Origin of the sequence: Variovorax sp. 770b2 (genome assembly GCF_900115685.1) — a bacterium.
Lineage (GTDB): Bacteria > Pseudomonadota > Gammaproteobacteria > Burkholderiales > Burkholderiaceae_C > Variovorax.
Genome location: NZ_FOXJ01000006.1, coordinates 39,392 through 62,442, shown reverse-complemented (window position 1 = coordinate 62,442; position 23,051 = coordinate 39,392). Strand labels below are relative to the sequence as shown.

The 23,051-nt window shown below is 68.7% G+C and carries 22 protein-coding genes; 8 read left to right on the top strand and 14 right to left on the bottom strand.

The features are described 5' to 3' along the window. The first annotated feature begins 51 nt into the window (after positions 1-51). Complete coding sequence (locus BM133_RS26380; RefSeq protein ID WP_093440555.1) at positions 52-1,392, top strand: UDP-glucose dehydrogenase family protein; 1,341 nt, start codon at positions 52-54, stop codon at positions 1,390-1,392. Here BM133_RS26380 and BM133_RS26375 read toward each other — a convergent pair. Genes BM133_RS26375 through BM133_RS26365 form a run of 3 tightly spaced genes read right to left on the bottom strand, consistent with a single transcriptional unit; the run spans position 1,378 to position 5,274 of the window. Further along, positions 1,378-2,517, bottom strand: coding sequence for a CaiB/BaiF CoA transferase family protein (locus BM133_RS26375; protein WP_093440552.1), 1,140 nt, complete (start codon positions 2,515-2,517; stop codon positions 1,378-1,380). The two genes, BM133_RS26380 and BM133_RS26375, sit on opposite strands and share 15 nt — an antisense overlap. A gap of 25 nt (positions 2,518-2,542) precedes the next feature. Next, positions 2,543-3,529, bottom strand: a complete 987-nt coding sequence (locus tag BM133_RS26370; RefSeq protein ID WP_093440550.1) for a Bug family tripartite tricarboxylate transporter substrate binding protein — start codon at positions 3,527-3,529, stop codon at positions 2,543-2,545. A 23-nt stretch (positions 3,530-3,552) separates the two neighbouring features. Next, complete coding sequence (locus BM133_RS26365) at positions 3,553-5,274, bottom strand: acyl-CoA dehydrogenase family protein (protein WP_093440547.1); 1,722 nt, start codon at positions 5,272-5,274, stop codon at positions 3,553-3,555. A 92-nt stretch (positions 5,275-5,366) separates the two neighbouring features. Between BM133_RS26365 and BM133_RS26360 the strand changes: the two genes are divergently transcribed. Next, positions 5,367-6,338 (top strand): LysR family transcriptional regulator, encoded by a 972-nt coding sequence (locus BM133_RS26360; protein ID WP_093440545.1) that lies wholly within the window; start codon positions 5,367-5,369, stop codon positions 6,336-6,338. Between the two features lie 6 nt (positions 6,339-6,344). On the opposite strand, the gene BM133_RS26355 is transcribed toward BM133_RS26360, so the two are convergent. The 6 genes from BM133_RS26355 to BM133_RS26330 all read right to left on the bottom strand — a co-directional run bounded on the left by BM133_RS26355 (position 6,345) and on the right by BM133_RS26330 (position 11,641). After that, entirely contained in the window at positions 6,345-7,388 is a 1,044-nt protein-coding gene (locus BM133_RS26355) for a serine/threonine protein kinase (RefSeq protein WP_093440542.1), read from the bottom strand. A 34-nt stretch (positions 7,389-7,422) separates the two neighbouring features. Further along, positions 7,423-8,538, bottom strand: coding sequence for a DUF2855 family protein (locus BM133_RS26350; protein WP_177224950.1), 1,116 nt, complete (start codon positions 8,536-8,538; stop codon positions 7,423-7,425). A gap of 269 nt (positions 8,539-8,807) precedes the next feature. Next, positions 8,808-9,233, bottom strand: coding sequence for an organic hydroperoxide resistance protein (locus BM133_RS26345; RefSeq protein WP_093440537.1), 426 nt, complete (start codon positions 9,231-9,233; stop codon positions 8,808-8,810). An 86-nt stretch (positions 9,234-9,319) separates the two neighbouring features. Continuing rightward, positions 9,320-9,775: a MarR family winged helix-turn-helix transcriptional regulator gene (locus BM133_RS26340; protein ID WP_093440535.1), complete on the bottom strand. Its 456-nt coding sequence runs from the start codon at positions 9,773-9,775 to the stop codon at positions 9,320-9,322. Positions 9,776-9,856: 81 nt separating this feature from the next. Next, on the bottom strand, positions 9,857-10,696 hold the full coding sequence (locus BM133_RS26335; RefSeq protein WP_093440532.1) for an ABC transporter permease: 840 nt from the start codon (positions 10,694-10,696) through the stop codon (positions 9,857-9,859). A gap of 3 nt (positions 10,697-10,699) precedes the next feature. Then, positions 10,700-11,641 carry an ATP-binding cassette domain-containing protein gene (locus BM133_RS26330; RefSeq protein WP_093440530.1) on the bottom strand — a complete coding sequence of 314 codons (942 nt, stop codon included), beginning with the start codon at positions 11,639-11,641 and terminating at the stop codon, positions 10,700-10,702. Between the two features lie 297 nt (positions 11,642-11,938). Between BM133_RS26330 and BM133_RS26325 the strand changes: the two genes are divergently transcribed. Together BM133_RS26325 and BM133_RS26320 are read left to right on the top strand one after the other, a co-directional pair. Further along, the gene (locus BM133_RS26325; RefSeq protein ID WP_256219360.1) at positions 11,939-12,643 is read left to right on the top strand and encodes a hypothetical protein; all 705 of its coding nucleotides are present in this window, start codon (positions 11,939-11,941) and stop codon (positions 12,641-12,643) included. Further along, a complete protein-coding gene (locus BM133_RS26320; RefSeq protein WP_093440525.1) occupies positions 12,640-13,386 on the top strand; it encodes a hypothetical protein in 747 nt (248 codons plus the stop codon). The genes BM133_RS26325 and BM133_RS26320 overlap by 4 nt, the downstream gene beginning before the upstream one ends. A 21-nt stretch (positions 13,387-13,407) precedes the next feature. Here the strand turns inward: BM133_RS26320 and BM133_RS26315 are convergent, their stop codons facing one another. Continuing rightward, entirely contained in the window at positions 13,408-14,298 is an 891-nt protein-coding gene (locus BM133_RS26315) for a LysR family transcriptional regulator (protein ID WP_093440522.1), read from the bottom strand. 125 nt (positions 14,299-14,423) lie between these two features. Here BM133_RS26315 and BM133_RS26310 point away from each other — a divergent pair, with 125 nt between their 5' ends. Together BM133_RS26310 and BM133_RS26305 are read left to right on the top strand one after the other, a co-directional pair. After that, a complete protein-coding gene (locus BM133_RS26310) occupies positions 14,424-15,080 on the top strand; it encodes a glutathione S-transferase family protein (protein ID WP_093440518.1) in 657 nt (218 codons plus the stop codon). After that, positions 15,077-16,048: a pyridoxamine 5'-phosphate oxidase family protein gene (locus tag BM133_RS26305; protein WP_093440516.1), complete on the top strand. Its 972-nt coding sequence runs from the start codon at positions 15,077-15,079 to the stop codon at positions 16,046-16,048. Before BM133_RS26310 ends, BM133_RS26305 begins: the two co-directional genes overlap by 4 nt. 5 nt (positions 16,049-16,053) lie before the next feature. On the opposite strand, the gene BM133_RS26300 is transcribed toward BM133_RS26305, so the two are convergent. Beyond that, a complete protein-coding gene (locus BM133_RS26300) occupies positions 16,054-17,229 on the bottom strand; it encodes a cytochrome P450 (protein WP_256219359.1) in 1,176 nt (391 codons plus the stop codon). An 83-nt stretch (positions 17,230-17,312) separates the two neighbouring features. Between BM133_RS26300 and BM133_RS26295 the strand changes: the two genes are divergently transcribed. Next, positions 17,313-18,008: an ArsR/SmtB family transcription factor gene (locus tag BM133_RS26295; RefSeq protein ID WP_093440513.1), complete on the top strand. Its 696-nt coding sequence runs from the start codon at positions 17,313-17,315 to the stop codon at positions 18,006-18,008. A gap of 10 nt (positions 18,009-18,018) precedes the next feature. On the opposite strand, the gene BM133_RS26290 is transcribed toward BM133_RS26295, so the two are convergent. Next, positions 18,019-18,981, bottom strand: coding sequence for a Bug family tripartite tricarboxylate transporter substrate binding protein (locus tag BM133_RS26290; protein ID WP_093440510.1), 963 nt, complete (start codon positions 18,979-18,981; stop codon positions 18,019-18,021). Positions 18,982-19,142: 161 nt separating this feature from the next. Continuing rightward, the gene (locus BM133_RS26285; protein WP_093441214.1) at positions 19,143-20,660 is read right to left on the bottom strand and encodes an AMP nucleosidase; all 1,518 of its coding nucleotides are present in this window, start codon (positions 20,658-20,660) and stop codon (positions 19,143-19,145) included. A gap of 61 nt (positions 20,661-20,721) precedes the next feature. Here BM133_RS26285 and BM133_RS26280 point away from each other — a divergent pair, with 61 nt between their 5' ends. Further along, positions 20,722-21,627, top strand: a complete 906-nt coding sequence (locus tag BM133_RS26280; protein WP_093440508.1) for a ketopantoate reductase family protein — start codon at positions 20,722-20,724, stop codon at positions 21,625-21,627. On the opposite strand, the gene gorA is transcribed toward BM133_RS26280, so the two are convergent. After that, entirely contained in the window at positions 21,624-22,982 is a 1,359-nt protein-coding gene (gorA, locus tag BM133_RS26275) for a glutathione-disulfide reductase (protein ID WP_093440505.1), read from the bottom strand. The genes BM133_RS26280 and gorA overlap by 4 nt on opposite strands. Positions 22,983-23,051 lie beyond the last annotated feature (69 nt).

The following is a 23,051-nucleotide window of genomic DNA, read 5'->3' as shown; positions in this document are numbered from 1 at the left end:
CCGCCGCCGCTGCCAGTGCCTTAGGGAAGGGGTACGGCAAGGGGTTTCCGCATGAAGCTGGCCATCTTCGGCGCCGGTTATGTGGGCCTCACCTTCGCCGCCTGCCTGGCCGAAGCCGGGCACGAGGTGCTGTGCGCGGACGCCGATGCGCGCCGCATCGAGGGGCTGCGGCAGGGCCGGATGCCGTTGCACGAGCCGGGGCTGGAGGCGCTGGTGGCCGCGGGCCTCGCCGCAGGAACGCTGCAATTCACGGCCGACGAGCGCGCGGCCAGCCTGCATGGCGAGGTTCTCTTCATCGTGGTCAACACGCCGGCCGATGCAGAAGGCGATGTCGATCTGCGGCATGTGATGGCCGTGGCCCGCAGCATCGGGCAGCACCGCGATCGCGATGCCGTGGTCGTCTGCAAGTCCACCGCGCCGGTAGGCACCGCGGAGCAGGTCGAGGCCGTGCTGCAGGCGGCGCTTTCGCAACGCGGTGCGGCACATCGCATCGCGGTGGCCGTGAACCCCGAGTTCCTGCGCGAAGGCTCGGCCGTGCGCGATTGCCGGCAGCCCGACCGTGTGGTGATCGGTGCCGACGACCCCGCGGCCATCGACCTGCTGAGGCGGCTCTACGAGCCCTTCGTGCGCGACCCCGCCAGGCAACTGCTGGTGATGGACCGGCGCTCGGCCGAGCTCACCAAGTACGCCGCCAACGCGATGCTCGCGACCCGCATCAGCTTCATGAACGAGATGGCGCGCGTGGCCGAGCATGCGGGCGCCGACATCGAAATGGTGCGCCGCGGCATCGGCTCGGACCGGCGCATCGGCCCCGACTTCCTGCAGGCGGGCGCGGGCTATGGCGGCTCCTGTTTGGCGAAGGACGTGCGGGCGCTGCGGCATGCGGCCGATCGCGAGGGGCAGCCGCTGCGCATCCTCGCGGCCGTCGAGGCTGCGAACCACGAGCAGAAGGGGCGCCTCTTCGACCTGATGACGCACCACTTCGAAGGCGACATCGCGAACAAGACCATCGCCCTCTGGGGCCTGGCCTTCAAGCCCGACACCGACGACATGCGCGATGCGCCGAGCCTCGTGTTGCTGGAGCGCTTGTGGGCGGCAGGGGCGCGCGTGCAGGTGCATGACCCGGCGGCGATGCCGAATGCGCGCGCCATCGTGGGCGAGCGCGGCGATGTGCGCTGGTGCGACACGCCCGAAGAAGCGTTGCAGGGCGCCGACGTGCTGGCGCTCGTGACCGAATGGCCCGTGTTCCGCCGCCCCGATTTCGCGCGCATCGCGGGCTCGCTGAAGACGCCCGCGATCTTCGATGGCCGCAACATCTACGACGCCGCCGAAGTCGAAGCCGCCGGCATTGCGTACTACGGCATCGGGCGCGGCCGTTCAGTGCTGCGCTGAATCGTCGACAGGCAGGAACGCACTGCCCGGCGTCAGCGGTGCATGGCGATAGCTCGCCGGCGTGCGGCTCAGCTTCACCGGTGCGCCGATGCCTCGGTAGCCGCCGGGCATCTCCACCACCATCTCGCGGTGCAGTGTGTGCGGGTGCTGCAGCGCATCGGCCACGGGCAGCACGGGTGCAGCGGGCACGCCGGCGGCCATCAACTGGTCGACCAATGCGCGCCCATCGAAAGCTGCCATCGCCGCCTCGAGCCGCTCCTTGAGCCCGTCGCGGTGCACCGAGCGTGCGCCGGCCGTGCGGTAGAGCGGATCGTCCGCCAGTTCCGGCAGGCCGATGCAGCGGCACAGGCTCGCGAACTGCCGGTCGTTGCCCACCGCGACGAACACCGGGTCGGTGCCCGTGGCCAGCGCGTCGTAGGGGTAGATGTTGGGATGCGCGTTGCCCGTGCGGCGCGGCGCCGTGCCGTCCATGAACCAGTTGGCCGCATGCGGATGCAGCAGCGAGAGCCCGCTGTCGTACAGCGCCGCTTCCACGAACTGCCCGCGCCCGCTGCGGTTGCGCTCCTGCAGCGCGAGCAGCACGCCGATCACCGCGTTCAGCCCCGTCACCATGTCGACGACGGGCAGGCCCACGCGCAGCGGACCGCCTTCTGCTTCGCCGTTGACGCTCATGATGCCGGTCATGGCCTGCACCGCGGCGTCGTAGCCGGGCAGCGCGCCCAGCGGACCGTCGGCGCCGAAGCCCGAGACCCGGCACCACACGAGGCGCGGAAAGCGCTGCGACAGCGCCTCGTAGCCGATGCCCCAGCGCTCCATCGTGCCGGTCTTGAAGTTCTCGATCAGCACGTCGGCCTCGGCCACCAGCGCGAGCAGCGCCTGGCGGCCTTCATCGGTCGAGAAGTCCAGGTGCTGCACGCGCTTGTTGCGGTTCAGGCCGTGGTAGTACGAGGCCACGCCTTCCTTGAAGGGCGGGCCCCAGGTGCGCGTGTCGTCGCCCTGCGGCGGCTCGACCTTGAGCACATCGGCCCCATGGTCGCCCAGGATCTGGCCGCAGTACGGGCCGCCGAGGATGCGCGAGATGTCCAGGACGCGGATGCCCGCGAGGGCGCCTTGGGGTGATGTCATGCCGGTGTGCTCCGTGCGTTCGCGATCAATCGAGCTGCGCGCCGGACTTCTTCACGACGTCCTTCCACTTGGCCGATTCGCTCACGATGAACTGGCCGAGCTTCTGCGGTGAGGTATCGGCCGAGGCTTCGAGCCCTTGCGCGGCGAACATCTGCTTGACCTTGGGCGAGTTCAGCACTTCGGCGAAGGCGTGGTTGAGCTTGGCGACGCGGTCCGCGGGCGTGCCGGCCGGCGCGACGATGCCGAAGAACACGCTCACGTCGTAACCCTTGTAGCCCTGCTCCGAGATCGTCGGCACCTCGGGCAGCGCCTGCGAGCGCGCGAGCGTGGCCACGCCCAGCGCGCGCAGCTTGCCGGCCTTCACATAAGGCAGCGCGGTGAGGATGTCGGTGAAGGTCATGCTGACCTGGTTGCCCAGGAGGTCGTTGAGCGCCGGGCCCGTGCCCTTGTAGGGAATGTGCTGCAGGTCGGTGCCGGCCACCGAGTTGAACAGCACGCCCGCCAGGTGCGACGAGGCGCCGTTGCCCGACGACGCATAGCTCAGCTTGCCGGGGTTGGCCTTGGCGTAGGCGACGAGTTCGGGCACGGTCTTCACCGGCAGCGCCGGGTTCACCACCAGGATGTTGGGCAGGTAGCCGACCTGGATCACCGGCGCGTAGCTCTTGACCGGGTCGTAGTTGATCTTGCGGTAGAGGCTCGCGTTGATGGCCAGCGGCCCCGAGGTGCCGAACAGCAGCGTGTGGCCGTCGGCTTCGGCGCGCGCCACGTACTCGGCACCGATGTTGCCGCCCGCGCCCGCGCGGTTCTCCACGATCATGGGCTGGCCGAGGCGGTCTTTCATCTCGGCGGCGAGCGTGCGGGCCATGGCGTCGGTGGGGCCACCAGGCGGGAAGGGCACGACCAGCGTGAGGGGCCTGGAAGGGAAAGGGCCTTGGGCTTGTGCGGCGGGGGCTGCGCTCAGCAGCGTGGCGCAGGCAGTGACCGCGGCAAAGAGGTGAGTGAGGTGTCGCAAGAGAATGTCTCCGTTTTTATGAATCAGGCAATGGTTTCTGCGGCGAGCGCCGCGGCGCTGTTCCAGTCCGCGGGCATCGCATCGGGCGCGAGCGGGTCGCGCGGCAGCACGCGGTGCAGCAGCACCAGCTGGGCCCAGCGCAGGCGCGCGGCTGAGTGGCTGTGACTGGCTTCCCAGGCCATCGCGATGCTGCTCGTGCAGTGGTAGAGCGCCGATGCGGCCTGGCGCGCGAGCACATCGCCGCCTTCGCGCGCGGCGGTCTCGGCCAGCGCTGCGGCGCGTGCCAGCGCATCGCGCAAGGCTTTCGCAAACGCGGGTGCGAGCGCCGCGTCGCCCAGCAACTTCTCGCAGTGCGCGCGCAGCACGGGCAGCGAGCCCTCGCGCTTGACCGCGCGGATCACGTCCAGCGCCACGATGTTGCTCGTGCCTTCCCAGATCGAGCCCAGGTGCGCATCGCGCACGAGGCGCGGATCGCTCCACTCCTCGATGTAGCCGCAGCCGCCGCGCACTTCCATCGCATCGCCGGTCACCTTGCGCGCATCGCGGCAGGCGCGGAACTTGATGAGCGGCGTGAGGATGCGCAGAAGCGCGTAGGCATCGGACTCCGCGGCGTCGGAGCGCGCGAGCGCGAGCGCGGTCTGGCACACCATCGTGCGCGCCTGCTCGGCGGGCAGGCGCAGCTTGTCGAGCTGGCGCTGCATCAGCGGCATCTGGTCGAGCGTGCGGCCGAAGGCGCGGCGCTCGGCGGCGATGTATTCGGCCTCGGCCACCGCGCGGCGCATGAGGCCCGCGGCGCGCACGCCGTTGGACAGGCGCGAGTTGTTGACCATGTCTGCCATCTGCACGAAGCCGCGGCCCTCTTCGCCCACGAGGTAGGCGACCGCGCCTTCGAGCCGGATCTCGCCGCTGGCCATCGAGCGCGTGCCCAGCTTGTCCTTCAGGCGAATGATCCGGTAGTGGTTCAGGCTGCCGTCCTCCAGCCGCCGCGGCAGCAGGAAGAGCGACACGCCCTTCATGCCCGCCGCGCCATCCTCGGCGCGCGCGAGCACCATCGCGAAATCGGCGTCGGGGTTCGAGCAGAACCACTTGTCGCCGGTGATGCGCCAGCTGCCGTCGGCCTCGCGCCGAGCCAGCGTCGCGGTGGCCGCGATGTCCGAGCCGGCGGCCTGCTCGGTCATGAACATCGCGCCCTGCGCAAGCTCGTCGAAGTCGAGCGAGGTGAGGCGCGGCAGGAAGCGCGCGACCAGGTCGGGTTCGCCGAATTTCTTCAGCGTGCGGGTGAGCGAATCGGTCATCGAGACCGGGCAGCACAGCCCGAACTCGGCCTGCACGAAGAGGTAGGTCAGCACGTACTTGACCAGTGGCGGCATCTTGCCCTTCCAGCCCAGCGTTTCGTCGCGGTGCGAGATCGCGGCCAGGCCGAATTCGCTGAGCGCGAGGCGCTCCATCTCCACGTAGGCCGGGTGCTTGACGACCTTCTGCTCGTCCAGGCCCGTGCGGGTGCGTTGCTTCAACGTGGGCGGGTTGCGGTCGGCGGTGCCGGCCAGCTCATCGAGCAGGCCGCCCGCAAGGCCGCCCAGGCGCTCGAAATGCGGCTGCATGTGGGCGCGGAGATCGCCGGGCAGGTAGAGCGCGAGCAGGGCGTGCAGCTCGGCGTCGGCGGTGAACAGGTTCTGGCCGTGGCGGTCGGGAATCGGATGGGCGTGCGCGGTGGGCGGCGCGGCGTGTGCGGCGTTTTCGGACATGCGTCTTGTCTCCTGGGTTCGCCGCATTGTTGAAGCTGCGACGATCCGTGTCTAATATCGAATTGGTCTTGTTCGATTCGATTTGCCTATTCATGGAACTGCGACACCTGCGCTATTTCTCCGTGCTGGCCGAGGAGTTGCATTTCGGGCGCGCGGCGCGGCGCCTGTCGATTTCGCAGCCGCCCTTGTCGGTCGCGATCCGCCAGCTCGAGGACTCGGTGGGCGCGCGGCTGTTCGAGCGCAACAGCAAGGAGGTGCGGCTCACGCACGCGGGCGAGGCGCTGCGCATCTCGGCGCGGCGCTTGCTGCAGCAGGCGCAGGAGGCAGCGACGCAAGCGCGCGACGTGGCGACCGGCTCGGCGGGCCGGCTGCGCATCGGCTTTGTCGGCGCGATGCTCTATCGCGGATTGCCGCCCGCCCTGCGCGCGTTCCAGGCGAAGCACCCGGCGGTGCGCATCACGCTGAATGAATTGAACTCGGGCGTGCAGATCGCCGAGCTGCTGCACGACCGGCTCGACCTGGGCTTCGTCCACACGAGCCGCATGCCCACCGAGCTGCATCACCGCTTGCTGCTGTCCGAGCCCTTCGTGTGCTGCCTGCCCGCAAGGCATCCGCTCGCGCGCAAGAAGGTGGTGGCCCCGGCCGATCTGCGCGACCAGCCTTTCGTGCTGTTCTCGCGCGAGGCCTCGCCCGACTATCACGAGCGCATCCTGTCGATCTGTGCCGACGCGGGCTTCCTGCCCGAGGTGCGGCATGAAGTGCGCCACTGGCTCGCCGTCGTCTCGCTCGTGTCGCAGGGCATGGGCGTCGCGCTGGTGCCGCAGGCGATGCGGCACTCGGCCCTGCGCGGCGCGGTGTTCCGCCCGCTCGACCGCGCGGTGGCGCAGTCGGAGGCTTACGGCGTGTGGCGGACGGGGCCGCCGAATGTGCTGGTCGAACGGCTGTTGCAGGGCGTCGCCAACGCGCAGCCGGCCACCGCCGGGCCGCCCCAAGGTGGCCGGGCCTCCCCCATGGGGGGTGGCGAATCACACGCAGCGAAGCGAAGTGAAAAGCCGGGGGGCTGACATTTTTTAGGCGTAGAGCGGTTCTTCGGCCATCTGCTCGCACTGGTCTTCCAGCACGAGGATCTGCCCCTTCCAGTAGTCGCTCGAGCCGAACCACGGGAAGTTGATCGGGAAGATCGGGTCTTCCCAGCGGCGCGCGAGCCACGCGCTGTAGTGGATGAGCCGCAGCGTGCGCAGCGGCTCGATGAGCGCGAGTTCGCGGCGATCGAATTCGCGGAACTGCTCGTAGCCGTCCAGCAGGCCCGAGAGCTGCGAGGTGCGCTGCGCGCGGTCGCCCGAGAGCAGCATCCACAGGTCCTGCACCGCGAAGCCCGTGCGCGCGTCGTCCAGGTCGACGAAGTGCGGGCCACCGTTCGGGCGATCGGTCGGCGTCCAGAGGATGTTGCCGGGGTGCACGTCGCCGTGCAGGCGCAGCTTGCGCGGCTTGAAATCGGAGGCCGGCGGCTGCAGCGCGAGGGCGGTCGCGCGCACCATGTCCAGCGCCTCGTTGCACATCTTTTCCCAGTCGCGCTGCATGTCGAGCGGGATCTTGTCGTTCTCCAGCAGCCAGTCGCGCGAATCGAGGCCGAAGGTCTGCAGGTCGAGCGCGGGGCGGGCCTCGAAAGGCTTGGCGCTGCCCACGGTGTGGATGCGCGCCAGGAACCGGCCGACCCATTCGAGCACCTCGAAGTTGTCCAGTTCGGGCGCGCGGCCGCCCCGGTAGGGGCTCACGCTGAAGGCGAAGCCGGCGTGGTGGTGCAGCGTCTTGCCATCGAAAGCCAGCGGCGGCACGGCGGGCACTTCGCCGGCGGCCAGTTCGAGCGAGAAGCCGTGTTCTTCGAGGATCTCGGCGTCGCTCCAGCGCCCGGGGCGGTAGAACTTGACCACCACCGCCGGATGCGGTGCGGGGTCTTCCAGGAACACCTGGTAGACCCGGTTTTCATAGGAGTTCAGGCCGGTGAGCCGGCCATCGCCGTGCAGGCCGAGCGTCGCGAGCGCGTCGAGCACCACGTCGGGCGTGAGGCTCTCGTAGGGATGGGTGTTGGCGGGCGCTGCGGGGGAAAGGGTCATGCGGCGATTGTCGCCACCCCCGCCCCGTTCGCCGTCACACCCCGCCGGGTTGTTTGTAAAGCGAAAGGATATGGCCCGTGCGCGGGTCGCCCTTGCCGCCCAGCACCTGCGCGTAGGCGGCCTGCACGGCCTCGCCGCCGCGGTGCTGCTGGGCGTGCAGCCAGGGGTTGCTCGCATCGGTCACCGTGGCGAGGAAGTTGCGCCAGGCGGACACCATGCGCCGGCCGAATTCGTCCGCGCCCCATTCGGCGGTGCGCTTCTTGATCTGCGCCGGCGCGAAGAACAGCGTGGCACGCGGGCCCGCGAGGTCCTTGCCCGCGCCCTTGGAGGCGAGCTGCTCCACGTGCGTGCCGCCGATCGAGCAGCTGTACTTGAGGTTCGCGAAGCGATCGTGGATCGCGTTGCGCAGCCCGCCGTTGCCCGCGAAGTCGATGTAAACGCTCGGCGTATCGGCCGCGATGCTGTCCAGCGCGTCGTAGGTCACCACGCGGTGGTAGCAGCCCAGGCTCTCGCAGAAGGCGACGTTCCCGGGCGAGGTCAGGCCGATCACCTCTGGCCCCGAGCGCTGGTGCAGCTGGAAGGCCGTGCCGTAGGCCGTCTTGCTCGACGCGCTGGACAGCAGCATGGTGCTCGCACCGAAGAAGTCGTTGTCGGCCATGAAGTCGTCGATCAGCCACGAGGTGATGAAGAGCGGGCGCAGCAGCGCCTGCAGGTCTTCGGTGTCGGTGGTGTAGAGCGGGTCGGCGTTGCAGCGGAAGTACTGGTTGTAGACCGCTGGCAATTCGGCGCGGTGCGGGGCCGCATCGGTGAAGCGCGTGGGCGAGAGCCGATCGGGGCTCAGCACGGCGCTCGATGCCATCGGCCAGTAGCCGTAGAGCCGCTCGCCCACCGCCACGCCGGGGTGCAGCGACTGCACGACGCTCGCGAAGCCCCACACGGGGATGCTGCCCCAGCCCTCTTCCTCGGAGGGAAAGAACTGCCAGTAGCTCATCGCATCGCCGAAGGCGGCGTAGGTGATGTTGTTGGAGGTGAGCGCAAAGCTGTCGATGCGCACGCGCACCTGGCCGTCGGCCAGTGGCTGGTCGGTGGCGGTGTGCAGGCGCGTGGTGGCGAGCTGGTCTTTGCGGATGAGGAAACTGGTGGTGCTCATGGGGTCGATCTCCACGGTGCGTTGAAGGGCGTGCGGCCACATTAGCCAAGCTTGATGAAAGGCGCTATCGCGTTGTCCCTTTCCGGGTCACGCGTGAGACAACGAGCGCCATGAAAAAAGCGCCCCAGCTTGAGACTGAGGCGCTTTCTTTGAAACTGTCGGGGTCCCTTCAAGGGAACACCGAGGAACCGGCTTTGCCGGGCCTCATGTGTTGCCCCCGGTAGGGGGTTGGCGAAGCGACACGAAGTGCGCGCAGCCTGGGGACGAGCTTAAACAATCACGAGTTCGACGTCGATGTTGCCGCGGGTGGCGTTCGAATACGGGCAGACCTGGTGCGCGGTGTCGACCAGCTTCTGCTTCTGTTCTGCATCGAGGCCGGGCAGCGTGATCGACAGTTGCACCGAGATGCCGTAGGCAGCACCGCCGTTCGTCGGGCCGAGGGAGACCTTCGAGTCGATGGCCACGTCGTCGGGCACCTTCACGCTGATCTTCGGGCCGACGGCCTTCATCGCGCCGATGAAGCAGGCGGCATAGCCGACCGCGAACAGCTGCTCGGGGTTGGTGCCGGGCTTGCCCGAACCGGGCGAGCTGAGCTTGACGTCGATCGCGCCGTCGCTGGACTTGCCTGCGCCGTCACGGCCGCCGACGGTGTGGGCTTCTGCGGTGTAGAGCACTTTGTCGAGCTTGGTGGTCATGGTGATTCCTTTGATGATGGAGGGAGGGGTGGGTGAAAAAAGCTTCTCTCGTTGTTCGATCGAAGCGGGGAGAAAAACGTTGTCCGTCAGGCCGCCTTCTTGACGCGGTCGCGAAGCGTCTGGATCTGCTGGGTGAGCGCGATGAGTTCGGGCACCGAGCATTCGGTGGCGGCCATGAGGCAGCCGGGAACGCTGGCTGCGCGGGCCTTGAGCTTGCGGCCGGCGGCGGTGAGCGTGATGTGCACGCGGCGCTCGTCGGCCACGTCGCGCACCCGGGCCACATGGCCGTTGGCTTCGAGCCGCTTGAGCAGCGGGGTGAGCGTGCCGGAATCCAGCGAAAGGCGCTCGCCGAGTTCGGAGACCATCGGGCCGTCCTGCTCCCAGAGGGCCAGCATGACGAGGTATTGGGGGTAGGTGAGCTGCAGCTTCTCGAGCACCGGCTTGTAGAGCCGGGTCATCGCCAGCGAGGCGGAATACACGGCGAAGCACAGCTGGTTGTCCAGCTTGAGCATTTCGTCGGCGGATACGGTGGTGGAGCGCATGGGTCGAATTGTAGCGAGCAATTAAATTGTGTGCAATGTAATTTGAAAGCATCCATTTCCAGATGCCGTGGACCGAAGCGCTCAGGCCTTGAACCGCTTGCGCGTCAGCGCCAGCGCGATCCAGAACGCCACGACCGCATACACCGCCAGCACGCCCGCATGCAGCCACCAGTCGGCCGGCCACTGGTCCATGAAGAGCGGCCGCACCAGTGCCACCGCGTTGGTCAACGGCAGCCATGCGGCCACCGCCTTCACCGCCGAGGGCAACTGCTCCAGCGGAAAGAACACGCCGCTCAGGAACATCATCGGCGTCATGAACAGCGTGAAGTAGTAGGTGAAGAAGTCGTAGCCCTTGGCGAGCGCATTGAAGATCAGCGCGATCGACGAGAAGGTGATGCCCGCGCCAATGAGCACCATCCACGCGACGAAGAGCTTCGGGCTGTGGCTGATGCCCAGTCCGAGCATCACGAACAGGATCGCGGTGACGGTGAAGATCGACTTGAACGCGGCCCACAGCATCTCGGCCATCACGATGTCGTCCAGCCCGACGGGCGCGTTCATGATGCCGTCCCACGTCTTTTGCACATGCATGCGCGAGAACGCCGAATACAGTGCCTCGAAGCTCGCCGCATTCATCGCGCTCATGCAGATCGAGCCGCTCGCCAGGAACAGGATGTAGGGCACCTTCACGCCGTCCACCGCCACCTGCCCGACCAGCGCGCCCATCCCGTAGCCGAAGGCCACGAGCCAGATCAGCGGCTCGGCGATGTTGCCGATGAGGCTGGGGATCGCGAGCTTGCGCCACACCAGCAGGTTGCGCAAGAAAACGGGCCACCAGCGCAGCGAGATTTCGGGCGCGCGCCACACGGAGGGCGGGGGCGGCGTGGGGTTCGTGCTTGTCGTTGCGGTCGTCGTGTTCATGGTCTAGCCGTCCTCGCGGATCTGCCGCCCGGTGAGCTTCAGGAAAAGGTCTTCGAGGTTCGCGGGGCGATGGAAAGTGCGCAGGCCGCTGTGCCGCGTCAGCGCATCGAGCAGCCGCCGCGCGTCCTGCGTGTAGAAGAACACCGTCTCCCCGCTCACTTCGACGCGCGCCGCCATCGCCTTGAGCTCGGGCGATTCGGCCAGCGACAGCGCACCGTTGCCGTACACCTCGACCACGTCCGGCTCCAGGTGCTCGGCGATCAGGTCGCGCGGCTTGCCTTCGGCGATCTTGCGGCCATGATCGAGCACCAGCAGGCGCGAGCACAGGCGCTCGGCCTCGTCCATGAAGTGCGTGGTCAGCAGGATCGACTTGCCCTGCTGCAGCAGCACCTGCAGCCGCTCCCACATCAGGTGGCGCGCCTGCGGGTCCAGGCCCGTGGTCGGCTCGTCGAGCAGCAGCAGCTTGGGGTCGTTCACGAGCGCGCGCGCCAGCGACAGCCGCCGGCGCATGCCGCCCGAGAGCTCCCCTGGTTTCGCATCGGCCTTGTGCGAGAGCGCCGCGAACTCCAGCAGCTGCGGCACGCGTGCGCGCACCTGCGCCTTGCCGAAGCCGAAGTAGCGGCCGTACACCACGAGGTTCTCGGCGCAGCTGAAGTCGGGGTCCAGCGTGTCGAACTGCGTGACCACGCCCAGTTGCGCCTTGATGGCCAGCGCATCGCGCGGCATCTGCAGGCCCAGCGCCGAGATCTCGCCGCCGTCGGGCGCGGTGAGGCCCAGGCACATGCGGATGGTGGTGGTCTTGCCGGCGCCATTGGGGCCGATCACGCCGAGGCACTCGCCCGGCGCGATCTCGAACGACAGGTCGTCCACGACCGTGGTGCCGCCGTAGCGCTTGCGCAAGTGGCTGGCGTGGAAGAGGGGGGAGGTGGGGGAAGAAGAAAGCACACAGCCATTCTGACGCAGGCCCCGGCGGACGCCGCCATCGCTTCAACCGATGGACAAGCGGCGCCAACCGGTGGACAGGCGGCATGCGTCGCACGCATGGCCGGTGCAAGTCCCGGCACAATCGACGCCCAGTCGAATACCGCGAGAGAAGAACCAAAGATGTTGCGTTTTCTGTTGGCACTGTCAGTCGTTTTACTGCTTGGCGCATGTGCCCAGTTTCACCGGCCGCTCGCGGCGGCGGACCGCACGAAGGTCCAGGAGGTCGACCTTCGCGTGGTCGTCGCGCAGGAGAGCTTCATGTTCTCCGCGCAGGCGCCCGGCGTGAGCGCGGCCACGGGCGGCGGCCTTATCGGCGCGCTGATCGATTCGTCGGTGCAGCAATCGCGGCAGAAGGAAATGAGTGCGGAAATCGGCGCCATCGTCGGTCCGCTGCTCGACTACGACTACCGCGTCGAAGCCGGCCTGGCCATCGGCGAGATGCTGAACACGCCCAGTGCGTTCCCGATGAAGATCGCTTCGTCGCAGGTGCTTGCAGGCATGCCGGCGAAAGCCGAGCAGGCTGCCCGCATCGCCGCAACAAAGACCGGCCCCGCCTATCTGGTGCTGTTGCTGCAGTACGAGCTGGAGCCCGGGCTGGGCGCCTTCACCACGCGCACCACGGCATTGCTCTGGCAGGACGGCAACAAGGAACCCTCGTACCGCTCGGCCACGATCTTCCAGACGCCCATCGGTGGCGGAACGCGCGCGACCGTCGTGCGCCGGCTGGGCGCCAACGACGGGCAGCAGCTCAGGGCCGTGATGCGCGACTCGATCCAGCAGACGCTGCGCGTGGTGGGGCTGGACCTGGCCGGCGCGCGCTCCGGCGCGATCCGCACCGCGCGGTTCAACGTCAACGGCACGTGGGTGACGCTGGGTGGCCAGGGCTTCGACGAGCAGCCCGGCCGCGTCGTCTTCCGCGACCAGGACAACGCGATGTATTCGGTCCGGACGGCCGCCCCATGAAGCAACCCTCACAACCACGCATCCCACGCACCGGCCTGGCCGCGGCCGCCTTGTTCGCGCTCTGCGCCATGCCCGGCCTGGCGCATGCGCTCACCGAGAGCGAACCGCTCGACATGGTCTACCAGCAGGCACCCGAACAGGAGCAGCGCCCCAACGGTCCGCCGGTCGAGACCCTTCGCGCGCCGCAGGGCTGCAAGCTCTACCTGCCGGCGATCGAGGACGGCCGCAACAACCAGGTCTACGCCGGCAACCTGACGCTGATGCTGCCGACGGTCCACGCCACGCCCAGGGCGGTCGAATCGCTGCGCAGCGGCGATGCGGGCATGTGGACGCGCGATGCGTTGCTGTCCACCAGGCGCTACGGCTTCCAGCCCATCGTCGGCGCGGCGGCTTCGGCTCCTTCGCCTGCCGCTTCCGCTGCTGCTGCTTCCGCTTCGGCGCGGCAGGTCTCCGCCGTGGTCGCGCTGCGCCTGGCGCATGCATGGTCCGCGGGGCTCAACCTTGTGTCGCACGTGGTGCTGAAGGTGAACTACCGGCTGCCCGGCGGCGCGATGGCCACGCGTCTCTATCACGGCATGGGAACGCGCACCAACTGGGCCAGCGGCAACGGCGAGTTCATGTCGGTGCTGAACCTCGGCATGGAGGAGGCGGTGCGCGGCATGGCGACCGATGCCGCGGCGCTGTGCGAAGGCAAGCCGCTGCCCGCTCCTGCGTCAGCGTCCGGGCCTGCTGCTGCGCCATAGCGGCTACAGCGGCTGCAGCGGCTACATCCGCAGGCCGCCGAACTCCGTCTTCATCCAGTCGATGAAAGCCCGCGTGCGGGCCGGCAGCAGCCGCGCATTCGGATAGATGACGCTCACCGGCCGAGGCGGCGGCTCGAAGTCCTCGAGCACGAGCTTCAGGCGGCCCTGCGCCACGTAAGGCAGCACCTGGTACGAGAAGAAGGTGCCGAAGCCCATGCCCGCGGCGCAGGCCTCGACGGCGGGCGCGAGATGGTTGAACTCCAGCCGGTTGCTCGGCGTCACGCCGATCGTCTTGCCGCCCTCGTGGAACTGCCATTGCGGCGGGGCATCGATGCGGCCGCGCACGCAGGCTGCGCCGTTCAGGTCGCGCGGATGCCGCGGCGTGCCGTGGCGCGCGAGGTAGTCGGGGCTAGCCACCACCACGCGCCGGATGGTGCCCAGCGTCTGCGCGACGAGCGACGAATCTTCCAGCGGGCTGATGCGGATGCCGACGTCGATGTTCTCCTCCAGCAGGTTCACCGCGCGGTCGTACAGCAGCACGCTGCAGCGCACCTTGTCGTAGCGCTTCATGAAGCGCGTGATGGCCGGCGCCACGTACATGTGGCCGAACAGCACCGGAGCCGTGATGGTGAGCTGGCCCGCCGGCTCGCGCGCTTCGGCGTTGAGCGCGCGATCGGCGGCGTCGGCCGCGAGCAGCACCTCGCGCGCGCTCGGCAGGTAATGGCGGCCTTCCTCGGTGAGCGACAGGCGGCGGGTGGTGCGGTGGAACAGGCGCACGCCCAGGTGCGCTTCGAGCGCCGCCAATGAACGCACCACCGCAGGCAGCGAGGTGCCCAGCGATTCGGCGGCGCGGGTCATGCTGCCTTGCTCGGCAATCTGAACGAAGGTCTGCATGGCTTTGAAGCGGTCCATGCCGCGATTAAACCGGAAAACGCAGCAGTCAAATACAGAAATGGCTATTCATTCATTGGACGCAAGAGAGAAGAATCGGGACCACGCCACACCCGGCCTTCGTCTCGACATTCCAAAGGATCTTCATGAACGCCATCGCCACCCGCCCCGCGCAACCCATCAAGCTCTACGGCAGCGCCATCTCGGGCCATGTGCACCGGGTGCGGCTGTTCCTCTCGATGCTCGGCCTGCCTTTCGAGGTGATCGAGCTCGACCTGAAGCAGCGCGCCAACCGCACGCCCGAGTTCCTGGCGCGCAATCCCTTCGGCCAGGTGCCGGTGATCGAGGACGGCGACGTCACGCTGGCCGACTCCAACGCGATCCTGGTCTACCTCAACGCACGCTATTCGGCCGACCCGTCGCGCTGGATGCCGCAGGACGCCGTGGGCGCGGCGCGCGTGCAGCGCTGGTTCTCGGTGGCTGCCGGCCCGCTGGCCCATGGCCCGGCTGCGGCGCGCGTGATGGCGCTGTTCGGCCTGGCCGTGGACCCCACGGAGACGGTGACCCGCTCGCACGCGCTGCTCGCGGTGATGGAGATCCACCTGGAGCGCCAACCCTTCCTGGCCGCGCCGTCCGCCACGCTGGCCGACATTGCGAACTACGCCTACGTCGCACATGCGCCCGAAGGCCGCGTGTCGCTGGAGGACTATCCGCATGTGCGCGAGTGGCTCGCGCGTGTGGAGGCCTTGCCCGGTTTCGTGCCGATGGTGCGTACGCCGGTCGGACTTGCGGTGGCGGCATGATCGCCGCGCCCTTCCACGCCGGCGAGCGCGCTCTGCAGGCGCAGGCCGGCTCGCGCGAGCAGATGGCGGTCGCGGGGCCGCGTGTGATCCGCGACTACATGCCCGACCAGCACCGCGAGTTCTTCGCGCAACTGCCGTTCGTGGTGGTCGGCAGCCTCGATGCGACCCTGCAGCCCTGGGCCAGCGTGCTCGCGGCACCCGCGGGCTTCGCGCATTCGCCCGACGCAGCGCACCTGCGCATCGATGCGCTGCCCGCGGCCGGCGATCCGCTCGCGGGCCAGCTCGCAGAGGGCGCCCCGCTCGGACTCCTGGGCATCGAGCCGCACACGCGGCGGCGCAACCGCATGAACGGCACGGTCGAATCGCTCGATGCGACGGGCTTCATGCTCCAGGTGCAGCAGAGCTTCGGCAATTGCCCGCGGTACATCCAGGCGCGGGAGCCGGTGTTCATGCCGACGCGCACAGGCAACGCGTCCGTGCAGTGGCTCGATGCGCTCGATCTCGATGCGCAGCGGCTCATCGGCAGCGCGGACACGCTGTTCATCGCCACGGCCTACCCCGACGAAGCTGCGGCGGGCGACGAAGCCGATGCCAGGTCGCACGGCGTCGACGTGTCGCACCGCGGCGGCCGTCCCGGTTTCGTGCGCGTCGACGAAGGCGGCGTGCTGACGGTGCCCGATTTCAACGGCAACCGCTTCTTCAACACGCTCGGCAACCTGCTGGCGCACCCGCGCGCGGGCCTGCTGTTCATCGACTACGACAACGGCGAACTGCTGCACGTGGCGGCCACGGCAGAGATCGTGCTGGACGGCCCCGAGCTCGCCGAGTTCGAAGGCGCCGAGCGGCTGCTGCGCTTGCACGTCGAGCACGCACTGCGCCGGCCGGCCGCGCTGCCGTTGCGCTGGGGCGACGCGCAGTTGTCGCCGCACCTGGCGGGCACGGGTCACTGGGCCACCGCGCGCGGCTGAAGCCGTCAGTGGAAGACGGGAATGCGCGCGTTGGCCGAGGGACGGTAGTGCCAGCCGCGCGCACGCAACGCGTCGAGGTCGGGCTGGTGGCGCAGCAGCGCGTCGAGCCCCGCGGCTGCGAGCGTGCAGGCCAGCGCCTGGCCCGGGCAGGCGTGCATGCCGTGGCCGAAGCCGAGCATGCGACGCCGTTCGCGGATCAGCCTGAAGCTGTCCGGGTCGGGGTTGAAGGCCGGATCACGGTTGGCAGCGGCCAGCACCAGCAGCACCGCGTCACCCGCCACCAGCGGCGTGCCCGCGATGGTGATCGGCTCGATCGCGAAGCGGCGTGTGTTGTGGACCGACGGGTCGTGCCGCGCCGTCTCCTCCACGATGGCTTGCAGCCCGCCGCGGGTGCGCGCGGCCTGGCGCAACGCAGGCTCGCGCATCGATGCGATGAGGCTGTTGCCCAGCAGGCCCGCCGTCGCGTCGCAGGTCTGCGAGAGCAGGCCGACGATGTTGGCGAGCAGGGAGCGAGAGAGGGGCGCATCGGCACCGCTCTCGGACAGGACAGCCGCGAGCAGTGTTCCGCTCCGCGGCGGCGTACTTGCCGTCAGCACCTCGAATCGCGTCATCAGCTCGCTCGCAGCAGCGCTCGCGGCCTGCAACTGGTCCGCTGTCGACAACGGCGACAGGCAGGCGACGAAATCGCGCATCCAGCCGTCCACCTGCGGCAGTGCTTCATCCGCGAAACCCAGCAGGTGCGCGACCGTCTGCACGGGCATGGAAAACAGCGCGTCCGACAAAGGCTCCGCCGGCACATGGCGCGCAATCCGCAAAGCCGCCGCGTACACGGCATCCAGGTCCAGCCCGGCCAGCGCGCGCTGCAACGCGGGGCGATGCGCTGGGTGCGCGGGGCCATCGTTCATGCGCACCAGGTGGCCGAACACCTCGCCGGCCGGGCTGCCCGCGATGGCGCGCGGGACGGGCTCGGCGGCGGGCCGCACACGCAGCGCGCCATGCGCGAGCAGCACCGATTCGATGACGTCCGCACGGCTCGCGACCCACACGCGCAGCTTCTCGTTCCACACGAGCGGCGGACCCGCGCGCAACTGGGCATAGAAGGGATAGGGATCGGCATGCGTGACGGCCGCGACCGGGTCGACGGGCATGCAATCGGCGAAGGAAGTGGGGCGGGTGTTCATGGCGCGCAGTGTGCAATCGACGATGCCGCCACACTTCGTTCGCGGGCGAAGTGTGGATTGCGGCAGCGTCTTACGATCGGTGCATGGACACGACTTCATCCTCCACCGCGGATCTCCAACTGGCCCGCCTCGCGGGTGCCATCGCCGAGCCGGCGCGGGCCCGCATGCTCAACTGCCTGATGGACGGCCACGCGCGCACCGCGACCGAACTGGCCACCGTCGCCGAGGTGGCCGCCTCCACCGCGAGCGCGCACCTCGCGCGGCTCAAGGAAGAGCGGCTGGTCGAAGTGCTCGTGCAAGGCAAGCACCGCTACTTCCGGCTCGCCGACGACAACGTCGCGGCCGCGCTCGAAAGCCTGATGGTGGTGGCCGGTGCGCCGCGCGCGGTCGAATTCAAGCCCAACACGCCGAGCCGCCTGCGCGCCGCGCGCACCTGCTACGACCACATGGCCGGCACGGCGGGCGTCGCGCTGCACGACCGGCTGCATGCGCAGGGCTGGCTCAGCGGCCTGCAGAGCGGTTCGTACGAACTCACGCCCGAGGGCGCGATCGCGCTCGAGAGCCTGGGGGTCGAAGTCGATGCGGTGCGCCGCTCGCGCCGGCGCTTTGCCTGCGCGTGCCTGGACTGGAGCGAGCGCCGTCCGCACCTGGGCGGCGCGTTGGGCGCCGCGTGGCTGCAGCTGTCGCTGCGCCGCGGCTGGGTGCGGCAGGAACTCGACGGACGCGAACTCGCGCTCACGCCCAAGGCGCAGCGCGAGATGCCGGAGCTGTTCGCCTGAAGGCGCTCGCTCAGGCCTTCAGCTTGAGCAGGTAGATCATCGGCCCGGCCATCGCCAGGTCCAGCTCGAGGAAGCTCTCGAAGTCCTTGCCCGCCATCCAGTACGCATCCCAGTTGTTGCGCTTGATGGTCTTCTGCCAGATGTCGGCACCGGTCGCGCGGCGCACGGCTTCCAGCAGCACGGCGCGGCGCTCGGCGGGCACCTTCTTGCCCGTGAGCACGCCGCGCCAGTTGGCCAGGTCGGCATCCACGCCCTGTTCGCGCACCGACGGAATACCCAGGAACGGGCGCTTGGACGACACGCCGATCGCGCGCAGCTTGCCGCCGGCCAGCGCCTCGCTGAATTCGCTGTAGCCCGAGATGCCGGCGACGGCCTTGCCGGTTTCCAGCGCCTCCACCACCTGCGCGCCGCCGGGATGCGGCTGGTAGACCAGGCCCGCCGTGTTGCCGGCCACGCGCGCCAGCATGCCGGCGTACATGTGATCGACGCCGCCGGCCGAGCCGCCCGCGATGACGGTCCTGGCCGCATCGGCGCGCAGCTGGGCGATCAGATCCTTGGGCGTCTTGATGGGCGAATCGGCCTTCACGGCCACCACCTCGTAGTCGCTGGTCAGGCGCGCCACCGGGGCGACCTGCGCCATGGTGACCGCGGGCTTCTGCAGCGCCACCGCGCCGACCATCACCATGCCGCTCATCAGCACGGTGTCGGGGTCGGCATCGTATTTCTCGACGTACTTTGCCAGGCCGATGGTGCCGCCCTTGCCGCCGACGTTCTCGTAGACCACGTCGCCCGCCGCGCCCGAGGCCAGCAGCGCCGCGCCGAGCGCGCGGCCGGTCTGGTCCCAGCCGCCGCCTTCGTTGGCGGGAATGACGATGCGCAATCTGGAAACCAGCTGCGGCTCGGCCGCGCCGGCAGGCCGGGGCCACAGCAGCGCGGCCTGGCCGATGCCGGCGGCGGCGACGCCACCCGCCATCCACGCGCTGAAATCGCGGCGAGAAAGGGTAGAAGGCGACGATCTAGTCATTTTGTTTCCGGTTGTTCTCAAAAGTAACCGGATGATGTCTGCGAAATGTGCAAAACACCCGCGCAGACGCCTAGGTGAAAACCCTAGGACTCGCTGTGAACTGCCAACTATTACTGGAAAGCGACTTCCGCGAAGCTGCGCAGCTTGCGGCTGTGCAGCCGGGTGGAGCCCTCTTCCCGAAGGATGTCGATGGCCCGCATGCCGATGCGCAGATGCTGTTCCACGCGCTCCCTGTAGAAGTGGTTGGCCATGCCGGGCAGCTTGATCTCGCCGTGCAACGGTTTGTCGCTCACGCACAACAAAGTACCGTAGGGCACGCGAAAGCGAAAGCCGTTGGCCGCGATGGTCGCGCTCTCCATGTCGAGCGCCACCGCGCGGCTCTGGCTGAAGCGGCGCTGCGGCTGGTTGCCGGGCAGAAGCTCCCAGTTGCGGTTGTCGGTGCTGGCCACGGTGCCGGTTCGCATGATCTTCTTCAAGTCGGGGCCTTCGTAGCGCGTGATGTCGGCCACGGCCTTCTCCAGCGCGAGCTGGATCTCCGACAGCGCCGGAATCGGCACCCACAGCGGCAGTTCCTCGTCCAGCACATGGTCCTCGCGCACATAGGCGTGCGCCAGCACGTAGTCGCCCAGCTGCTGCGTGTTGCGAAGGCCCGCGCAGTGGCCCAGCATCATCCAGGCGTGCGGGCGCAGCACGGCGATGTGGTCGGTGATGGTCTTGGCGTTGGCCGGGCCGACGCCGATGTTGGTCATCGTGATGCCGCTGTAGTCCTCGCGCACCAGGTGGTAGGCCGGCATCTGCGGCAGCCGCGGGGGCGCGGTGCCCTGGCTGCCATCGAGCAGGTGGCCGAAGGTCTCGCTCGCGCCGGCATCCAGCCCGCGCCGGCGCGTGACCACGTTGCCCGGCTCGATGAAGGCGACGTACTCGCTGTTCTCGTCGGCCATCGCCTCGTGGCCCAGGCGCACGAACTCGTCGATGTAGAACTGGTAGTTGGTGAACAGCACGAAGTTCTGGAACCACTCGGGCGCGGTGCCGGTGTAGTGGCGAAGCCGATGCAGCGAATAGTCCACGCGCGCCGCCGTGAACAGCGACAGCGGCTGTGCCTCGCCGTCGCGCGCCTCGTAGGTGCCGTTGGCGATGCCGTCGTCCATCACGCCCAGGTCGGGCAGGTCGAACACGTCGCGCATCAGCGCGCGGCGGTCTTCGCTCATCGTGCCCTCGATGTGGTCGTTCTCGGCGAACGAGAAGTGGATGGGAATGGGCTGCGTGCTGGTGCCCACCTCGAGCTCGACCTGGTGGTTCTCCAGCAGCAGGCGGAACTGGTCCAGGTAGTAGCGCGAGAAGAGATCGGGCCGCGTCAGCGTGGTCTCGTAACGGCCGGGCCCGGCGACGAAGCCGTAGCTCAGGCCCGCATTGGCCGGCGGCGTGTGGCGCGAGACCGTGTGCGTGTGCACCCGAACGAACGGATAGCAGGCCCGCACCCGGCCCGGCAGCGCCTCCCCGGCCACGAAGCGCAGCATCGATTCGCGCAGGTGGGCGAGGCCACCCTGGTAGATGGCCTTGACCTGGTCGAGTGCGGCGGCGGCGTCGGTGAAGCGGGCGGGGGCGACGAATGTGGGCATGTAGGGCATGGCGGCATTGTGCAATGCGCCGTTACCCTATGGCTGGACAGACAACCAAGGAAACGAATCGATGAAAGTCGCAGTCATGGGCGCCGGCGCAGTCGGCTGCTACTACGGCGCCATGCTGGCGCGCGCGGGCCACGAGGTGGTGCTGATCGGGCGGACTTCGCATGTGGAGGCGGTACGTGCAAACGGGCTGCGGCTGGAGACAGGGACCTTCGACGAACAGGTGCGGCTGGACGCGAGCACCGAGGCGAGCGCGGTGCGGGGCGCCGACCTCGTGCTGTTCTGCGTGAAGTCCACCGACAGCGAATCGGCCGCCGCGCAGATCAAGCCGCACCTTTCGCCCGATGCGCTGCTGCTCACGCTGCAGAACGGCGTGGACAACGACGAGCGCGTGCGCTCGGTGCTGTCGAACGAGGTGGCCGCTGCCGTGGTCTACGTGGCGACCGAGATGGCCGGCCCCGGCCATGTGAAACACCACGGCCGCGGCGAGTTGGTGATCGCGCCTTCGCGAGCGAGCGAGCAGGTCGCGCAGCACCTGGTCGCCGCCGGCGTTCCCACGCAGATTTCCGACAACGTGCGCGGCTCGCTCTGGGCCAAGCTGGTTTTGAACTGCGCCTACAACGCGCTGTCGGCGGTGTCGCAATTGCCCTATGGCGAATTGGCGAGAGGCATGGGCGTGACCGATGTGATCCGCGACGTGGTCGCCGAATGCCTGGCCGTGGCGAAGGCCGAAGGCGTCGTCATCCCGGGCGACACCGATGCGGCCATTCGCGGCATCGCGCAGTCGATGCCCTCGCAGTACTCATCGACCGCGCAGGACCTCGCACGCGGCAAGCTCAGCGAGATCGACCACCTCAACGGCTTGGTCGTGCGCCGCGGCGAAGCGCTCGGCGTGCCCACGCCCGCCAACCGCGTGCTGTTCGTGATGGTGAAGCTGCTCGAAGGCAAGCAGCACAAGACGGTCGCCTAGCCCGGCATCGGTTCGCGCATGGTGACGAACTCTTCGGCGCCCGTCGGGTGAATGCCGATGGTGCTGTCGAAGATCGCCTTCGTCGCACCCGCGCGCATCGCCACCGCAAAGCCCTGCACGACTTCGCCCGCGTCCGCGCCCACCATGTGCAGGCCCACCACGCGGTCGCTCTTCTTGTCCACCACCAGCTTCATGAAGGTGCGTTCGCTGCGGCCCGAGAGCGTGTGGCGCAGCGACTTGAATTCGCTGGAGAACACCGCCACCTCGCCGAACTTCGCGCGCGCGTCCAGTTCGGTGTAGCCGCAGGTGCCGATGTTCGGATGGGTGAACACCGCCGTCGGGATGAACTCGTAGTCCATGGCGCGCTTGCCTTTGCCGAACAGCGCATCGACCACCACCATCGCCTCGGCCAGCGCCACCGGCGTGAGCTGCACGCGCGTGGACACATCGCCCACCGCGTAGATCGACGGCACCGAGGTGCGGTAGTGCGCATCGACCGCGATCGCGCCCTGCTCGTCGAGCTTCACGCCCGCGGCGTCGAGGCCGAGGCCCTTCGTATTGGGCACGCGGCCCGTGGCGAAAAGCACCGTGTCGGCTTCGATCTGCTGTCCGCGCGCCAGGGTCACGACGAGGCCGTCCGCACCGCGCGCGATCGACGAGGCCTCGCAGTTCAGCCGCACGTCCACGCCCGCCTTGCCCATCTCGTTGGCCAGGAACTGGCGCACGTCGTCGTCGAAGCCGGTGAGCAGGTGCGCGCGGCGGTGCAGCTGCGTCACCTTCGAACCCAGGCCGTTGAAGATCGACGCGAACTCGCACGCGATGTAGCCGCCGCCCACCACCAGCAGGCGCTGGGGGAACGGGTCGAGATCGAACATCGCGTCGGAGGTCACGATGTGCTCGCGGCCTGGAATCTCCGGCACGTAGGGCGTGCCGCCGGTGGCCACGAGCAGGTGGCGCGCGGTGTGGCGCTTGCCGTCGATCTCCACCGTGTGGCCGTCGACCAGCTGCGCCCATCCGGCGATCACCGTGACGCCCGAGTTCTTCAGCAGCGAGGCGTAGATGCCGTTGAGCCGGCCGATTTCCTTTGCGCGCTGCGACTTGAGGTGTGCCCAGTCGAACTGCGGCTCGGAGGCCAGTTTCCAGCCATAGCCCGCGGCCTCCTCGAACGATTCGGCATAGCCGGCTGCGTAGCTGTAGAGCTTCTTCGGAATGCAGCCTACGTTGACGCAGGTGCCGCCGAGGTCGGCGGCTTCGGCCAGGCCCACCCGGGCGCCCGTTTGCGCCGCCATGCGCGCGGCGCGAACGCCGCCGCTGCCGCCGCCGATGACGAAAAGATCGAAGTCGAATGTGGGCATGAGAAGAGGCTCCTTTCGGGCGACTGTAGCGGCCGGTCGATGGCGGTGCTGCCGGCGGGACTTGGCGCG

What these genes read in the sequence shown, in the direction of transcription:
- BM133_RS26315 (WP_093440522.1), bottom strand. Translation starts at nt 14,298, where the DNA reads ATGGACCGCTTCAAAGCCATGCAGACCTTCGTTCAGATTGCCGAGCAA.
- BM133_RS26340 (WP_093440535.1), bottom strand. Translation starts at nt 9,775, where the DNA reads ATGCGCTCCACCACCGTATCCGCCGACGAAATGCTCAAGCTGGACAAC.
- BM133_RS26285 (WP_093441214.1), bottom strand. Translation starts at nt 20,660, where the DNA reads ATGCCCTACATGCCCACATTCGTCGCCCCCGCCCGCTTCACCGACGCC.
- BM133_RS26325 (WP_256219360.1), top strand. Translation starts at nt 11,939, where the DNA reads ATGTTCTCCGCGCAGGCGCCCGGCGTGAGCGCGGCCACGGGCGGCGGC.
- BM133_RS26375 (WP_093440552.1), bottom strand. Translation starts at nt 2,517, where the DNA reads ATGACATCACCCCAAGGCGCCCTCGCGGGCATCCGCGTCCTGGACATC.
- BM133_RS26335 (WP_093440532.1), bottom strand. Translation starts at nt 10,696, where the DNA reads ATGAACACGACGACCGCAACGACAAGCACGAACCCCACGCCGCCCCCG.
- BM133_RS26380 (WP_093440555.1), top strand. Translation starts at nt 52, where the DNA reads ATGAAGCTGGCCATCTTCGGCGCCGGTTATGTGGGCCTCACCTTCGCC.
- BM133_RS26355 (WP_093440542.1), bottom strand. Translation starts at nt 7,388, where the DNA reads ATGACCCTTTCCCCCGCAGCGCCCGCCAACACCCATCCCTACGAGAGC.
- BM133_RS26300 (WP_256219359.1), bottom strand. Translation starts at nt 17,229, where the DNA reads ATGAACACCCGCCCCACTTCCTTCGCCGATTGCATGCCCGTCGACCCG.
- BM133_RS26345 (WP_093440537.1), bottom strand. Translation starts at nt 9,233, where the DNA reads ATGACCACCAAGCTCGACAAAGTGCTCTACACCGCAGAAGCCCACACC.
- BM133_RS26360 (WP_093440545.1), top strand. Translation starts at nt 5,367, where the DNA reads ATGGAACTGCGACACCTGCGCTATTTCTCCGTGCTGGCCGAGGAGTTG.
- BM133_RS26310 (WP_093440518.1), top strand. Translation starts at nt 14,424, where the DNA reads ATGAACGCCATCGCCACCCGCCCCGCGCAACCCATCAAGCTCTACGGC.
- BM133_RS26295 (WP_093440513.1), top strand. Translation starts at nt 17,313, where the DNA reads ATGGACACGACTTCATCCTCCACCGCGGATCTCCAACTGGCCCGCCTC.
- gorA (WP_093440505.1), bottom strand. Translation starts at nt 22,982, where the DNA reads ATGCCCACATTCGACTTCGATCTTTTCGTCATCGGCGGCGGCAGCGGC.
- BM133_RS26305 (WP_093440516.1), top strand. Translation starts at nt 15,077, where the DNA reads ATGATCGCCGCGCCCTTCCACGCCGGCGAGCGCGCTCTGCAGGCGCAG.
- BM133_RS26280 (WP_093440508.1), top strand. Translation starts at nt 20,722, where the DNA reads ATGAAAGTCGCAGTCATGGGCGCCGGCGCAGTCGGCTGCTACTACGGC.
- BM133_RS26290 (WP_093440510.1), bottom strand. Translation starts at nt 18,981, where the DNA reads ATGGCGGGTGGCGTCGCCGCCGCCGGCATCGGCCAGGCCGCGCTGCTG.
- BM133_RS26350 (WP_177224950.1), bottom strand. Translation starts at nt 8,538, where the DNA reads ATGAGCACCACCAGTTTCCTCATCCGCAAAGACCAGCTCGCCACCACG.
- BM133_RS26320 (WP_093440525.1), top strand. Translation starts at nt 12,640, where the DNA reads ATGAAGCAACCCTCACAACCACGCATCCCACGCACCGGCCTGGCCGCG.
- BM133_RS26365 (WP_093440547.1), bottom strand. Translation starts at nt 5,274, where the DNA reads ATGTCCGAAAACGCCGCACACGCCGCGCCGCCCACCGCGCACGCCCAT.